Annotated in this window: 14 protein-coding genes; 6 read left to right on the top strand and 8 right to left on the bottom strand. The window is 71.9% G+C overall.

From position 1 onward, the window contains the following. Positions 1 to 62 precede the first annotated feature (62 nt). Both PH191_RS27615 and ligD read right to left on the bottom strand, forming a co-directional pair. The gene (locus PH191_RS27615) at positions 63 to 1,052 is read right to left on the bottom strand and encodes a hypothetical protein (protein ID WP_274197836.1); all 990 of its coding nucleotides are present in this window, start codon (positions 1,050 to 1,052) and stop codon (positions 63 to 65) included. A gap of 514 nt (positions 1,053 to 1,566) precedes the next feature. Further along, a complete protein-coding gene (gene ligD, locus PH191_RS27610; protein WP_274197835.1) occupies positions 1,567 to 2,589 on the bottom strand; it encodes a non-homologous end-joining DNA ligase in 1,023 nt (340 codons plus the stop codon). Between the two features lie 118 nt (positions 2,590 to 2,707). On the opposite strand from ligD, the gene PH191_RS27605 reads away from it, so the two are divergent. The 3 genes from PH191_RS27605 to PH191_RS27595 all read left to right on the top strand — a co-directional run bounded on the left by PH191_RS27605 (position 2,708) and on the right by PH191_RS27595 (position 6,003). Beyond that, positions 2,708 to 3,778, top strand: coding sequence for a VIT1/CCC1 transporter family protein (locus PH191_RS27605; RefSeq protein WP_274197834.1), 1,071 nt, complete (start codon positions 2,708 to 2,710; stop codon positions 3,776 to 3,778). A 130-nt stretch (positions 3,779 to 3,908) separates the two neighbouring features. After that, positions 3,909 to 4,937 carry a magnesium and cobalt transport protein CorA gene (locus PH191_RS27600; RefSeq protein WP_274197833.1) on the top strand — a complete coding sequence of 343 codons (1,029 nt, stop codon included), beginning with the start codon at positions 3,909 to 3,911 and terminating at the stop codon, positions 4,935 to 4,937. A gap of 58 nt (positions 4,938 to 4,995) precedes the next feature. Continuing rightward, the gene (locus PH191_RS27595; RefSeq protein WP_274197832.1) at positions 4,996 to 6,003 is read left to right on the top strand and encodes an NADP-dependent oxidoreductase; all 1,008 of its coding nucleotides are present in this window, start codon (positions 4,996 to 4,998) and stop codon (positions 6,001 to 6,003) included. Between the two features lie 41 nt (positions 6,004 to 6,044). Here the strand turns inward: PH191_RS27595 and PH191_RS27590 are convergent, their stop codons facing one another. Genes PH191_RS27590 through PH191_RS27580 form a run of 3 tightly spaced genes read right to left on the bottom strand, consistent with a single transcriptional unit; the run spans position 6,045 to position 7,915 of the window. Continuing rightward, positions 6,045 to 6,587 (bottom strand): DinB family protein, encoded by a 543-nt coding sequence (locus PH191_RS27590; RefSeq protein ID WP_274197831.1) that lies wholly within the window; start codon positions 6,585 to 6,587, stop codon positions 6,045 to 6,047. A gap of 24 nt (positions 6,588 to 6,611) precedes the next feature. After that, positions 6,612 to 7,370: a methyltransferase domain-containing protein gene (locus PH191_RS27585; RefSeq protein ID WP_274197830.1), complete on the bottom strand. Its 759-nt coding sequence runs from the start codon at positions 7,368 to 7,370 to the stop codon at positions 6,612 to 6,614. Beyond that, complete coding sequence (locus tag PH191_RS27580) at positions 7,367 to 7,915, bottom strand: ArsI/CadI family heavy metal resistance metalloenzyme (RefSeq protein WP_274197829.1); 549 nt, start codon at positions 7,913 to 7,915, stop codon at positions 7,367 to 7,369. Before PH191_RS27580 ends, PH191_RS27585 begins: the two co-directional genes overlap by 4 nt. A gap of 89 nt (positions 7,916 to 8,004) precedes the next feature. Between PH191_RS27580 and PH191_RS27575 the strand changes: the two genes are divergently transcribed. The 3 genes from PH191_RS27575 to PH191_RS27565 all read left to right on the top strand — a co-directional run bounded on the left by PH191_RS27575 (position 8,005) and on the right by PH191_RS27565 (position 10,197). After that, complete coding sequence (locus PH191_RS27575) at positions 8,005 to 8,394, top strand: ArsR/SmtB family transcription factor (protein ID WP_274197828.1); 390 nt, start codon at positions 8,005 to 8,007, stop codon at positions 8,392 to 8,394. Further along, positions 8,387 to 8,809, top strand: coding sequence for an arsenate reductase/protein-tyrosine-phosphatase family protein (locus tag PH191_RS27570; RefSeq protein ID WP_274197827.1), 423 nt, complete (start codon positions 8,387 to 8,389; stop codon positions 8,807 to 8,809). The genes PH191_RS27575 and PH191_RS27570 overlap by 8 nt, the downstream gene beginning before the upstream one ends. A gap of 122 nt (positions 8,810 to 8,931) precedes the next feature. After that, positions 8,932 to 10,197 (top strand): FAD-dependent monooxygenase, encoded by a 1,266-nt coding sequence (locus tag PH191_RS27565; RefSeq protein WP_274197826.1) that lies wholly within the window; start codon positions 8,932 to 8,934, stop codon positions 10,195 to 10,197. A gap of 45 nt (positions 10,198 to 10,242) precedes the next feature. Here PH191_RS27565 and PH191_RS27560 read toward each other — a convergent pair whose 3' ends face one another. Genes PH191_RS27560 through betT form a run of 3 tightly spaced genes read right to left on the bottom strand, consistent with a single transcriptional unit; the run spans position 10,243 to position 14,342 of the window. After that, a complete protein-coding gene (locus tag PH191_RS27560; RefSeq protein WP_274197825.1) occupies positions 10,243 to 10,905 on the bottom strand; it encodes a potassium channel family protein in 663 nt (220 codons plus the stop codon). Further along, the gene (locus tag PH191_RS27555; protein ID WP_337994109.1) at positions 10,898 to 12,256 is read right to left on the bottom strand and encodes a TrkH family potassium uptake protein; all 1,359 of its coding nucleotides are present in this window, start codon (positions 12,254 to 12,256) and stop codon (positions 10,898 to 10,900) included. The genes PH191_RS27560 and PH191_RS27555 overlap by 8 nt, the downstream gene beginning before the upstream one ends. 46 nt (positions 12,257 to 12,302) lie before the next feature. Next, on the bottom strand, positions 12,303 to 14,342 hold the full coding sequence (betT, locus tag PH191_RS27550; protein WP_274197824.1) for a choline BCCT transporter BetT: 2,040 nt from the start codon (positions 14,340 to 14,342) through the stop codon (positions 12,303 to 12,305). Between the last annotated feature and the right edge of the window lie 127 nt (positions 14,343 to 14,469).

The raw sequence follows: 14,469 nt of genomic DNA, 5'->3' as shown, positions 1-14,469 counted from the left end.
TGTGCCGCGAATCGCGCACCGGGCTCGTCACCGAAATTGTCGGAGGAATGGCGTCGGCGTGCTCATTCCGGTGGCGCGGGCGTCTCCTCTCCCACCTCGGGGTCGGGGGCGGGGTCGACCTCGGGAGCGGGGTCGGGCACGAGGGGCTTCTCGTCCCCCGTCGATTCCTGGTCCGGCGCGACGGGCGACGAGCGGTCGTCGAAGGTCAGCATCGTCTGCTCGGACGGTGCGGCCGGTGTCGGATCGAGCGAGGACGAGCTCTCCGGCGTCGGGATGTCCTGCGTCGGGTTGTCCGGCGTCGGGAGGTCCGGCGTCGCGGTGTCTTCCGCCGGGGTGCGCTGGTTGCCGTCGTCCACCGCCTCGCCCTGGTCCGACGACGCAGCGAGACCCGGAGAGTCCGGACCGGCCGCCCCGGTGGCGGCGTCGGACTCACCCCCGTCCGACGGGACCGATCGGACGACGGCATCCGACGCCGCTGCGGTCGGAGACGCGATCGGCGCCGTCGGCTCGCCTGCCGCACCCGAGGCCGAGGGGACGCCGGCCACCGAGGTGGTCGCCCCGACCGACGGGTCGCGCAGCGTCGAGGTCGTCGCCGCCAACGCAACGGTGGCGGTGTCCTCGAACGCCCTCGCGGGCACCGTGTCGCGATCCGGCCTCGGGCCACCCGCTGGAGGGACCGACCCGTCCTTCTCGAGGGCCAGTCGCAGGACCGTGGCCTCCACCGGGTCGCCGAGGGCGCTGCGACCGGCGTCCAGGGCCCGCAGCATCTCCTCTGCGGCCCGTAGCTGCTGCCAGGCGGTGGCCATCGCGACCTCCGACGCCGACTCCGAGCGGATCACGCCCATCGCGGATCGCAGCGCATCGCGATGCTCGGCGAGCTCCTTCTGCCGCCCGAGCAGGGCGAGGACCGCGCGTGGCGGCGGCCCGTCGCGGCGGGCGACGGAGGAGGTGTCCCATTGCTGCCGGACCTCGTCGGTCCGCTCGAGCTCGGTCTCGATCGCGGCGAGGACGGCCGTGGCCTCTCGCGTCCACGCCGAGCTCCCGGCCGCCACGGAGGTGGCCTCATCGGCCGGGCTCGGGGAGGTATCCGGCGGACCGGCCGGTCTCGTGGTGATCACAGCACCCCCCGCGACAGCGCAGACCGCGAGGGCGCCGACGGCCACCACGCGGCGCGACGGCGTGCCGAGAAGACCCCGCTCACGGCGACCGGACCTGGCGCGGGCGGCTCGGTCGACGCTCTCCGGCAGGTACCCCCGCCACCCCGGCATCTCGTGTCGACCATGGTGAACAGGCATGCCCGTCAGACCTCCCCCGGATGGCGCAGCGGGGTCACCATCTCCCCTCCCGGCGCGCAGGGATAGTCCCGCGCCACAATATTTCCCGCTTTCCTCGCGACATCACAGATCCATTACGGCAATTGTCGGAACGATCGCCCGGCAATCGGGGGCGGTGCAGGCCGGATCTGCTCCGGGGGCTGAACGAATTGTCGACGACACCTCCTCCGCGTCCGGTCGGTGCCGTGGCATCTCCCGAGCTCCCGGCTCTCGACGCGCCGAGGATGCGACGTCACGGATCACGCGCTCTGTCGTGCCGGCGGTGCCCTCGAGGAGCGGCGTCACGGCGATCACCGGCCGGGAGACCAGGGGCGAGGTCGTCGGGGTGGCGATCGGGGCGCAGCCCCCGCCACGAGGAGTGCCGCAGCACCCCGTCGTCGGACCACGACCGGAACCGAGCCTCGGCGACCAGCGTCGGCCGTGTCCACCGCGCGGATCGTTGCTCGGGAACGGGACCGTCGAAGGGGCTCCCGGCCGTCTCGACATCCACGAGCTGGGCGTGGAGCCGGTCGCGCTCGCTGTCGCGCAGGCCGGTGCCGACGTGGCCGATGTAGCGCAGCCCGCCCGTGGGCGTGGGGAGCCCGAGCAGGACGGCGCCCACGGCGCCGGCATGCCGCCCGCGGCCCTCCGCCCAGCCGCCGATCACGGCCTCGGTCGTGCGCCACAGCGGCGTCTTGACCCAGGCCTGCGAGCGGCCCGGCCGGTAGGGCGCGTCGCGGCGCTTGGCGACGATGCCCTCCATGCCGTGGCTCTCGGCCACCTCGAGCGCGGTCCGCGCCTCGAGTCCCTCCAGCACCGGGGACACCACGAGGCCCCGCTGACCGTCGAGGCCGAGCCGCTCGAGCCGCGCACGGCGCTCGAGGTAGGGCAGCCCGAGCAGCGGCTCGTCGTCGCAGCACAGCAGGTCGAAGGCCACGAAGCTGGCCGGCGCTCGGTCGACGAGCTGCGGTGACGGCTTCTGCACCCCCATCCGCAGCTGCAGCCGGTCGAAGCTCGGCCGCGCCGGTGCACCCGCCGACGGATCCGACAGCACGACGATCTCCCCGTCGAGCACGACCCGACGCGTCCCCACGACCGCCGCGAGAGCCCGTGCGACATCGGGGTAGGAGCCCGACACCCGACGGCCGGCCCGGGACACGAGCACCACGGCGTCCGGGCTCGGCGCCTCCACGTAGGCCAGACAGCGCATGCCGTCCCACTTGAGCTCCAACGCCCAGTCCGGCCCGGGAGGGACCGACCCCGCCGTGGCCAGCATCGGCGCCACCCGTTCCAGGCCACGGCCCTGAGGCGGCTGAGCGGAGACACCGGGCACCCACCCGGTCTACCAGCGACCGGTCAGGCCTGAGCAGGCCGCGCCCGGGCATCCTCGGCGCATGCCCGACCTGGACGCGACCACGCGCCGACGCCGCAAGCGGCTCGCGGACGAGTGTGCCGAGGCGAAGGTCTACCGCGACCTCGCGTCGCGACGGACCTCCGAGGACGAGCGGGAGATCCTGCTGGGCCTCGCGGACGCCGAAGAGCGTCACGCCGCCCACTGGCAGGCCCTCCTCGGCGACGAGGCAGGCCCCGCGGCGCGCGGCGACGTGCGCCTGCGACTGCTCGCGCTGCTCGCCCGGCACTTCGGCTCGGTGTTCGTGCTCGCCCTCGCCCAGCGCGCCGAGGGCCGTGCCTCCCAGGACGCGGCGGCCGACGTCGACACCACCCCCGCGATGGTCGCCGATGAACGCGTGCACGCCGAGGTGGTGCGCGGGCTGGCCGCCCGCGGCCGCAAACAGGTATCGGGGACCTTCCGCGCCGCGGTCTTCGGCGCGAACGACGGGCTGGTCAGCAACCTGGCCCTGGTGCTCGGCGTGAGCGGCGGCGGCGTCGGAGCCGGCACCGTGCTGTTGACCGGTCTCGCCGGGCTGCTCTCCGGCGCGCTGTCGATGGGCGCCGGGGAGTACATCTCCGTGCGCTCCCAGCGGGAGCTGCTCGCCGCGTCGACGCCCGACCCGGCGTCGCGCCGGGTCGTCCACGACCTCGACATCGAGGCCAACGAGCTGGCGCTGGTCTACCGGGCGCGCGGGATGAGCGCCGAGGACGCACAGCGCCAGGCCGAGGCCGTGCTCCGCGGCGCCGACGCACGACCCGACCCCGTCCCCGTCCCCGACACCCGGCACGAGGTCGTCGGCACCGGGATCGGCGCCGCCGTGTCGAGCTTCGCCTTCTTCGCCTCCGGCGCGGCGATCCCCGTCCTGCCGTTCCTCGTCGGCCTCGAGGGACCACCTGCCCTGGTCGCCGCGATGGTCCTCGTCGGCCTCGGCCTCCTGCTCACCGGCGCGACGGTCGGGGTGCTCTCCGGAGGACCACCGCTCCGCCGCGGCCTGCGCCAGCTCGCGATCGGTACCGGCGCGGCCACCCTCACCTACCTCCTCGGCCTCCTCGTCGGCGGGGTTGTCGGCTGACGTCGGACGGCCCGCACCGGGTCGCAGCCCGGAGAGGAGCCGATCTCGGTGCAGCCAGCCGTCGTCTCCGCCTCCCGCCGTCACGGCTGAAGGAACCCGAGCGTCCCGCCTGAGCTGCGACGATGAGTTCATGACAGTGGTGGACAACGCCCTCTACGTCGACGGCGAGCGCGTTGCGGGCCCGGACTCCCTCGACCGGACCTTCGGGCTGCTGCACGAATGCCCCGGCGGGGGCCGCAGCTTCGCCTGGATCGGCCTGCTGCGCCCGGACGAGGCCGAGGTCGACCAGGTCGCCGACGAGTTCGAGCTGCCGAAGCTCGCGGTCGAGGACACCGTCGCGGCACACCAGCGCCCCACGCTCGAACGCTACGACGAGACCTTGTTCGTCGTCCTGCGCCCGGCGTGGTACGTCGACGAGACCGACGATGTCCAGGTCGGCGAGGTGCACCTGTTCCTCGGCGAGGACTTCGTCGTCAGCGTCCGGCACGCCGAGACCCCCGACCTGTCCGAGGTGCGCCGCCGCCTGGAGAACGATCCCGACCTGCTTCGGCAAGGCCCGCACGCCGTGCTCTACGCCGTCCTGGACCGCGTCGTCGACGACTACCGCCCGGTCGTCACGGGCCTGCGCGACGACATCGACCAGGTCGAGAACGAGGTCTTCGGGGGCGACCCGAACGTGTCCCAGCGCATCTACCACCTCTCCCGCGAAGTGATCGAGCTCCAGCGCGCGATCGACCCGCTGCGAGCGGTCCTCGAGGACCTGCGCGACGCGACCGAGGACGACCCCAACGCCATCGACCTCCATCGGGGCCTGCGGGATGTCGGTGACCACGTCGAGCAGGTCATCGAGCAGGCCGACGCGTTCCGCCAGCTGCTGGTCAACATCCTCAACGTCAATTCTGCTCTCGTCGGCCAACGCCAGAACGAAGAGATCACCCGACTCACCGAGAGCAGCCTGCAGCAGGGCGAGCAGGTCAAACGCATCTCGTCCTGGGCGGCGATCCTGTTCGCACCCTCGCTCGTCGGAGCGGTCTACGGCATGAACTTCGACAACATGCCCGAACTCGGGTGGACCCTCGGCTACCCCTTCGCACTAGCACTCATGATCGCCGCCTCCCTGGCGCTCTACATTGCGTTCAAGCGACGCAACTGGCTCTGAGAGGGTCGGTGGTCCGGGAGACTCGAGAACGGTCTCCGGGAGAGGGAGGAGTGCTGTCATGAGGGCGTTCGTGGTGGACGAGTACGGCCCGGACGCTCTGCGTGCTGCCGAGGTGCCCGAGCCGACCGTCGGCGACCGCGACGTCCTCGTCGACGTCGCCGCCGCGGGCATCAACCCGCTCGACACGATGATCCGCAACGGCGAGTTCAAGCTCCTGCTCCCCTACCGGCGGCCGTTCACCCTGGGCCACGACGTGGCCGGCGTCGTGATCGCCGTCGGCGCCGAGGTGACCGGGTTCGTCGTCGGCGACGAGGTCTACGCCCGTCCGCGCGACCTGCGCATCGGCACCTTCGCCGAACGGATCGCGATCGACGAGCACGATGTCGCCCACAAGCCTGCGTCGCTCACGCTGGACGAGGCCGCGGCGGTGCCGCTGGTGGCCCTCGCCTCGTGGCAGGCCCTCGTCGAGCTCGCCGCGGTCCGGCCCGGGCAGCGGGTGCTCGTCCACGGCGGCGCCGGCGGGCTCGGTGCCACCGCCGTCCAGCTCGCCCACCACCTCGGCGCGCACGTGGCCGCCACCGCGAGCGCCGCCGACACGGACAAGGTCCGCGGCCTGGGCGCCGACGAGGTCGTCGACTACCGCAGCACCGACTTCGCCGAGGTGCTCAGCGGTCTCGACGTCGTGCTCGACTCGCGTGGCGGCACCACCCTGGAGAAGTCGCTGACCGTCCTGGCACCCGGTGGGCTCGCCATCAGCGTCGTCGGCCCACCCGACCCCGCCTTCGCCCGCCAGCTCGGCAAGCCGCTGCTCGCCCCGGTCATGGCCGTGCTGAGTGCCAAGGTCCGCCGGCGGGCCCGGAAGCTCGGTGTGCGCTACGCGTTCCTGTTCATGCGCGCCGACGGTCCCCGGCTCGCCGAACTCGCCACCCTCTACGACGCCGGCGCGCTGCGCCCCACCCTCGACCGCACCTTCCCCTTCGACCAGACCCCGGCGGCCCTCACCCACGTCGAGCAGGGACGCGCGAAAGGCAAGATCGTCGTGACCCGGTCACCTGCCGAGGCGTGAGCCGCACCCGCCACGTCTCTCCCTCGCGGATGGCATGGCGCTCAGTGGCCTGTCGTCCGACGCTGCTCGCTCGGCCCGAGGGTGAGCTGTCGACGGTGGAAGTCGAAGTGCCGGGTGGGGAAGCGGTAGACGTCGGCGAGGGTCATGTACGGCGTGAAGAACGGGTCCCAGCGTGCCGGGTAGTGCATCCCACGAGCGAGGTCGGCGTCGGTCTCGGCGTCGAGGCGGCGGTGCAGGGCGTCGATGACCCGATCGAACAGCGCGGTCTGCCCGCGTCGCCCCAGGGCGGTGCCGCCTGCCCAGGAGCCGACGTAGTTGACGACGTCGAACGGGCGGGTGCCGGCGTCGAGGACGGCGGCGTAGGCGCGGCTCACGTCGGGCGGCAGCCGCCCGAACAGCCGGACGAGGTTCCCGAGAGCCCGGATGATCAGGTAGCCGAGCAGCATGTGGAACAGCAGTTGCTGGTTGGTCCACCGGGTGCCGTACGAACGGCGCTTCAAGTCGGCGGGCGTCGCCTGCGCGTGCAGGTCGTGGAACGTCGCCCGCGCGCGCTCGAGCTCTTGGTGAACCGCCTGCCGGTCCATCGGTGAAGTGTGCGCCCGGCCGGGTCAGGGGCGCGAGGCCCGGATGATGGCGGAGAAGACGCCGGCGTCGACCTCACGGGTGGTGGTGACGGCGACCTCGGTGAGCCCGGCCTCCTCCAGCTCGGCGCGGTAGGCGCTCTGGCGCAGAACGCCGGAGATGGCCCCGACCGACGCGGCCGCCTCCGCCACGGTGGCCGCGTCGGCCTGGTCGTCGGCCTGGTCGTCGGCGATGAGATCGGAGACCCCGACCCGCCCGCCGGGTCGCAGGACTCGGGCGATCTCGGCGAACACGGCCGGCTTGTCCGCCGACAGGTTGATCACGCAGTTGGAGATGACGACGTCGACCGAGGCGTCGGGGAGCGGGATGGTCTCGATGTGCCCGCGCAGGAACTCGACGTTGGTGGCGCCGTCCTCCCGGGCGTGCTCGCGGGCGAGGTCGAGCATCTCGTCGGTCATGTCCAGGCCGTAGGCGAACCCGTCGGGCCCCACGCGGCGGGCCGAGAGCAGCACATCGAGGCCGGCGCCGGAACCGAGGTCGAGCACGGTCTCCCCGGCGCCGAGCTCCGCGACCGCGAGCGGGTTGCCGCAGCCCAGGCTGGCGGCCCCTGCGCCCCCGGCGTCCGCGAGCTGCGCGGGGTCGTAGGCGTCGCCGCACATTCCCGTCGGGTCGGCCTCGGAGCAGCTCGGGGCCTGGCCGGCCCGGACCTGGCCGGCCGCGGTGGCGTAGCGGGCGCGGACCCGCTCGCGCACCACGGCCGACCGGTCCGCATGATCCGTGGTCACGCGACGCACCCGCAGCCGGACGCGGTCTCGGCCTCGGCGACGGTCACGCCGGGCTCGGTGGACTGCTCGTCGTGCGAGCAGCACGCGGTGACCCCGCAGCACGCCGAGGCCTCGCTCCCGCCGTCGCCGGTGGCGTCGTCGGGCATCGTGGTGATGATCCCGGTGGTGCCGAAGTCCTGGGAGTCCTCCTTGACGGTGTAGACCTCCCACGGCTCGTGGCCGGGGCCCTGCACCCACACCTTGTCCTGGCAGGCGTAGCAACAGGTGGTGTCGTCCTCGACCTGCGTGAACAGGCCGAGCGTCGAGAGGCGCTCGGTGGCGTCGTGGACCTCGTCGGTGGACCCGACCTCGACCCCGAGGTGGTCCATGACCGTGGGGCGGTCGGCCTCGCCCTCCAACAGGACCAGCTTCAGGGGTGGCTCAGCCACCGCGAAGTTGGCGTAGCCGGGGCGGCGCTTGGCCGGCTCCACCCCGAACAGCGAGCTGTAGAAGCGGATCGAGCCCTCCAGGTCGGAGACCCGCAGGGCGAGCTGCACACGGGACATGGTGTCCTCCTCGAACTCCTCCGGCGCCTGTTTTGACGTCGGTCTAACCAGACGTTGCACCTTGGTTCGACACATGTCAAGATAGACGTATGTCGAAGCAGGATGACGAGGAGCGGGTGCTGACCCAGCTCGCCGAGGTCGTGGGGTGCTGCGAGCCGCTGGCCCGCGAGCCGCTCTCGGCGCAGCAGTCGATCGAGCTGGCGCGGGTGTTCAAGGCGATGGGCGACCCGGTGCGGCTGCGGCTGCTCTCGCTCATCGCCTCCCACGTCGGCGGTGAGGCGTGCGTCTGCGACCTCACCGACGTGTTCGACCTGTCCGGGCCCACGATCAGCCACCACCTCAAGGTGCTGCGCGAGGCCGGCCTGATCACCGGGGAGCGCCGTGGCACGTGGGTCTACTACCGCGTGCGCCCCGAGCTGCTCGCCACGGTGTCCGCGGTGCTCGTGCCCGAGAAGGCGGAGGAGCCCCGCTGTGCCTGAGCCACCCGAGGTGCTGTTCGTCTGCGTGCACAACGCCGGGCGATCGCAGATGGCCGCCGCCCTGCTCGACCACCACGCCGCGGGCTCGGTACGGGTGCGCTCCGCCGGCTCCGCGCCCGCCGACTCGATCAACCCGGCCGTCCGGCAGGTCATGGACGAACTCGGGATCGACCTCTCCGACGAGGTCCCCACCGAGCTCACGACCGAGGACGTCGACGCCGCCGACGTCGTGATCACCATGGGCTGCGGCGACGCCTGCCCCGTCTTCCCCGGCAAGCGCTACCTCGACTGGCAGCTCGTCGACCCCGCCGGCAAGGGCGCCGACGACGTCCGCCCGATCCGCGACGACATCGATCGCCGCGTCCGCACGCTGCTCACCGAACTGGCCCCGGGAGACGCGCCCGGCGCCGGGTGACTTCTGGGCCCTGACTTCTGGGCCCTGACTTCCCGGCCGGGACGGAGCACAATGCGCGGTGGTGTGCCGGGAAGCCTGGTCGGCGGCGACAGCGTGCTGACTGCGACCGGGAGGTGGGCCCGATGGCCACCGACGCGACCGGACCCACGCCCCCCGAACCTGTCGGGCGGCGTGCTCCCTCGGACATCCTGATCTCCGGGGCGAGCGTGGCGGGGCCGGTGACCGCCTACTGGCTGCACCGGGCGGGCCACCACGTCACGGTCGTGGAGCAGTCACCGCCGCGGCGCAGGACCGGTGGGCACGCGGTCGACCTGTTCACGCCCGCCATGGACATCATCGAGCGGATGGGGGTGCTCGAGGCGGTCCAGGACCACGCGACCGGCACCGAACGCTTGACCGTCCGGCGCGAGCACACCGGTCGCGAAGCCACGATCGACATGACCCGGTTGATGGGCGCGCTCTCCGACCGCCACGTCGAGATCATGCGCGACGACCTCGGCGCGATCCTCTACGACGCCACCCGGGCGGACGTCGAGTACGTCTTCGACGAGCGGATCACCGGGCTCACCGACGACGGTGTCGCCACCTTCGAGCGCGGACCCGAGCGACGGTTCGACCTCGTGATCGGCGCCGACGGGCTGCACTCCGGGGTGCGGGGGCTCGTGTTCGGCGCCGAGACCGAGTACTCGCGCTGGCTGGGCGGCTACATCGCCGTCGCCTCGATCCCCCGCGGCCGAGGCCCGGCCGGCCACATGACCACCCTGCTCGGGGTGAACCGCATGGTCGGCCTGTACAGCGCGCGCCACATGACCGACGCCCGCGCGTTCTTCCTGTTCCGGCCCGGCGCCGAGCTCGCCTACGACCACCGCGACGTCCCGCGCCAGAAGCAGCTGCTGCGCGAGGCCTTCGGCGACCTCGACGGCGAGGTGCCCCGCCTGCTCGACGAGGTCGACCGGGCACCCGCGTTCTACTTCGACGCGATCACCCAGCTCGCCATGGACCACTGGACCAGGGGGCGGGTGGCCCTCGTCGGCGACGCCGGCTACTGTCCCGGCCCTGCCGTCGGGGGCAGCACCAGCCTCGCCGTGGTCGGCGCCTACACCCTCGCCGGCGAGCTCGCCGCCGCCGGAGGCGATCCCGCGATCGCCTACCCCGCCTACGAAGCGGCGATGCGCGACTACGTCCACCGCAGCCGCGGGTTCGCGACGACGATGGCCCGGCGCCTCGTACCGGGGACGCGTGCCGGCGCGTGGATGCTCACCTCGGGCACCTCACTCCTCACCCACCTGCCGACGGCCCTGGGCCGCCGGCTCGTCGCCCTCGGCAGCGGTGGTCTCGGACTCCACGAGTCGATCGAACTCTGCCACTACCCCGCACTGGCACCCTGACGGAGATCTTCCGCAGCGTCGTCTCGTGGATGGCGTGCCGAGCTGCTAGGGACCGTCGACGAGGTGCTCGATGTCGTCGTTGTGGCCGACGGCGAGGATGACGTCGCCGCCGGACACGACGGTCTCGTTCGTCGCGTAGGTGAAGGAGCCCTCGCCCTTCTTGACCGCGACGACGGTGACGCCGTGCTTGCTGCGGATCTCCGTCTTGCTCAGCGGTACGTCGAGGATCTCCCGGGGCGGACGGAGCTTGGCGAGGGCGAAGTCAGCATCGATCTTCATGTAGTCGAGCACGTTGCCCGAGACGAGGTGAGCCACCCGCTGGCCCATGTCCTGTTCGGGGAACACGACGTGGTGCGCGCCGATCCGTTCGAGGATGCGGCCGTGGTGGGCGCTCGTGGCCTTGGCCCAGATGTCGTCGACCTCGAGGTCGACGAGCAGCGAGGTCACCAGGATGCTGTCCTCCAGGTGGTCCCCGATGGCGACCACGGCCCGGCGGAAGTCGCCCACGCCCAGCTGTTGCAACGCCTCCATGTCGGTGCAGTCGGCGGTCACCGCGTGCGTGAGCTGCGATGACAGGTCCTGCACGGTGCGGTTGACGCTGTCGATCGCGAGCACCTCGGTGCCCTGCCGCTCGAGCTCGAGGGCGATCGCGCTGCCGAAGCGGCCCAGCCCGATCACCACCACCGGCTCGTGGTGCGTGTCAGCCAATGATCGTCCTCTCCTCGGGCCGTTCGTAGTGCCGGGGGCGTTCGCGCAGCGCCAGCGCCGACGCCAGCGCGAGCGGCCCCAACCGGCCCACGAACATCAGCACGACGAGCACCACCTGTCCGGCCGCCGGGAGCTCCGCGGTGATCCCCGTCGAGAGCCCGACCGTACCCAGCGCGGAGAGGACCTCGAAGAGCACGCGGTCGAGGTCCTCGTCGCTGATCCCGAGCACGACGAACGTGGAGGCCACCGCGAGGCCGACGCCGAGCAGGGCCACCGCCAGTGCCTGGCGCTGGTTCGCGGTCGGGATCCGGCGGCGGCCGACGTCCACGTCGCGTTCCCCGCTCATCTCCGCCCACAGGACCGCCGCCAGCAGGCCGAACGTCGTGACCTTGATGCCCCCGGCGGTGCTGGCGCTGCCGCCGCCGATGAACATCAGCACGTCGGTGGCCAGCCAGCTCTCGGGGGTCATCGCCCCGATCTCGACGGCGCTGAAGCCGCCGCTGCGCGGCATGACCGCGGAGAAGAACCCGACCAGCAGCTTCCCGGCCACGCCCATGGGTCCCAACGTCGCCGGGTTGCCGTACTCGAGCACGAGCAGCAGCACGGTGCCGACGACCAGCAGCGCGCCCGAGGTGATGATGGTGATGCGGGTCGTCACCGACCACGACCGCGGCCGCCAGGACCGGGCGAGCTCGAAGATCACCGGGAAGCCGAGCCCTCCGGCGATGACGGCGAGGGCCACCGGGAGCAGCATCCACGGGTCGCCGGCGAACCCGGTCATCCCCTCGGACCACAGCACGAAGCCCGCGTTGTTGAACGCCGACACCGCGTGGAACACGCCCTCCCACACCGCTGTCCACGTCGGCACGTCGTAGGCCGCCGCGAGGCGCAGTGTCAGCGCCACCGCCGTCAGGGCCTCCCCGGCGAGGCTGAAGAGCACGACGTTGCGCAGGACCCGGCGGACGTCGCTGAGGTCCAGGTTGCCGGACTGCGCCCGTGCCACGAGCCGCGCGCGCAACCCCAACCGGCGCGACACCAGCACCACCAGCAGCGACGCGACCGTCATGATGCTCAGCCCGCCGACCTGCATCAGCCCCAGGATCACCACGTGGCCGGCCGGCGACCACGACGTGCCCGTGTCCACGGTGACCAGCCCGGTCACGCACACCGCGGAGGTCGCGGTGAACACGCTGTCCAGGAGGCTCGCGCCCTGCCCGTCGGCCGCGGACACGGGCAGGAGCAGCAGGCCGGTACCGACGGCGACGAGCACCGCGAACGCCGCGACGATGACCTGAGCCGGGTTGCCCGCACGTGGGCGATGACCTCCCGGACGCCGGCGAACCTTCACCACCGCCAGCTACTACCCGGTCGGGGACCTCCGATCCCACCTCACGGCGTCAGCCGCTGAACTGCTGGATGCGGACGTACTCGAGGTGCCGTTCGTACTGGTCGAGGATGTCGTCGGTCAGCTGCCCGTAGGTGTAGCCCATGACGTCGTAGTCCTGGCCGCCGTCCTGCAGGTGGACCTCGAGTCGGGTGTACGTGTCGGTGCCCTTGGGGACCGCGTGGCCGTAGACGGGGATGGGGACCTCCCGCGGGCGGATCCGGTACAGGAACTGGTGTCCCTCCCCCAGGTCGGCGACCAGCTCGACGATCGTCGTGCCGTCGTCGTCGCGGTCCTTCCGCGCGTCCGCCTCCACCCCACGCTCCCGTAGGTGCGTGGCCACCTCCTCCACGGCCGGGAGCGCGACCTCGTCGAGGAACTCCTCCGCACGGTCCCTCCCGGGGAACGACATGGCCCGGTCCAGCCGCTGCCGCCACCCCAGGCCGCCGTGGTGCTGACCGTCGGCCGGACTGCGGCCGGAGATCGACGACCGCAGGGCGTACTGCTGGCTCGCGGCGTGCATGTCCTCCACCCGCAGCGCCTTGTAGAGGCCGTACATGACCAGCAGGATCACGAACGCGAACGGCAGCCCCATGATGATGGTGGCGTTCTGCAGTGCGGGCACGCCGCCGACGAGGAGCATCCCCACGGTGAGCAGGCCGGTGGCCACCGCCCAGAAGATGCGGACCGCCGGCGCCCCGTCCGACTGCGGTGTCTTGAGGTGCGAGCTCAGGTTCGCCATCACCAGTGCGGCCGAGTCGGCCGAGGTCACGTAGAAGAGCAGCCCGACGAAGGTGGCGACCCCGGCGATGAACGGGACCGCCGGGTACTGCGCGAGCAGCTGGTAGAAGCCCTGCGCGTTGTTCTCCATGGTGTTCTGCCCGAACGCCACGTCGCCGCTCCGGATCACCTCGATGGCGCTGTTGCCGAAGATCGAGATCCACATGACGATGTAGCTGAAAGGGATGATCAACGTCCCCGCCACGAACTGGCGGATGGTGCGGCCCCGGGAGATGCGGGCCAGGAACAGGCCGACGAACGACGCCCAGGCGATCCACCACGCCCAGAAGAAGAGCGTCCACGAGCTGAGCCAGTCGACGGGCTGGTCGAAGGCGAACGTCTCGAGCGTCAGCCCGGGGAAGGAGCTGACGAAGTCGCCGACGTTCTGCACGAGTGCGTTGAGCAGGAACACCGTGTTGCCCGCGACGAGCAGGTAGAGGGCCAGCCCGATCGCCAGGAGCACGTTGAGCTGGCTCAGCAGCTTGATGCCGCGGTCCACGCCGCTCACCGCGGACACCGTGGCGATGATGACCGCGACGGCGACCAGCCCGATCTGGGCTCCCGTCCCCTCCGGGATGCCGAACAGGAAGGTCAGCCCGTAGTTGAGCAGCACCACGCCGATCCCGAGCGACGCCGCGACCCCGAAGATCGTGCCGAGGATGGCGGCGAGGTCGACGGCGGTACCGATCCCGCCGTGGATCCGTTTGCCGAAGATCGGGTAGAGCGCGGACCGGATCGCGAGCGGGAGGTTCCGGCGGTAGGCGAAGTAGGCCAGCGCCATGCCCATCAGCGCGTAGAGGCCCCAGCCGCTGATCCCGTAGTGGAACAGGGTCCACACCGTGGCGTCCTCGGCGGCCTGCAGGGTTCCACCCTCACCCCGCGGCGGGGTCAGGTACTGGGTGACCGGCTCCACCACCGCGAAGAACATCAGGTCGGTGCCGATCCCGGCCGCGAACAGCATCGACGCCCACGCGAACGTACTGAACTCGGGGCGCGAGTGCTCCGGGCCGAGCCGGGTCCGTCCGAGGCGGGAGGCGCCCACGACGATCACGAAGACCAGGACGAGCGTGGTGAGCAGGATGTAGAACCAGCCGAACCACTCGGAGGTCCAGCTGACCACCGCACCGATGGTGTCCGAGGCGGAGGTGGGGGCGATGATCGCCCAGAGCGCGACGGCGAGCGTCACCGCGGCGGAGCCGTAGAAGACGACCGGCTTGATCCGGGCGCCGGGCTCGTAGCCCGCCGTCGGCGCATCGGTCTGGACCTCACTCATCGCGCCCTCCACTCGTCACCGCACCACCCGCCCCCGAGCCAGAACCGGACGATTTTCCCACGTCCGCGAATCCGTGCGAAGACACTTCGCTGGGGTTTCGCGGCGGGACGAGGCATAATTGTCCGGG

Origin of the sequence: Actinomycetospora callitridis, from assembly GCF_028737265.1 — a bacterium.
GTDB classification, from domain to species: domain Bacteria; phylum Actinomycetota; class Actinomycetes; order Mycobacteriales; family Pseudonocardiaceae; genus Actinomycetospora; species Actinomycetospora callitridis.
Note: the sequence above shows the minus strand (reverse complement) of the source record. Positions and strands in the feature narration are given on the sequence as shown.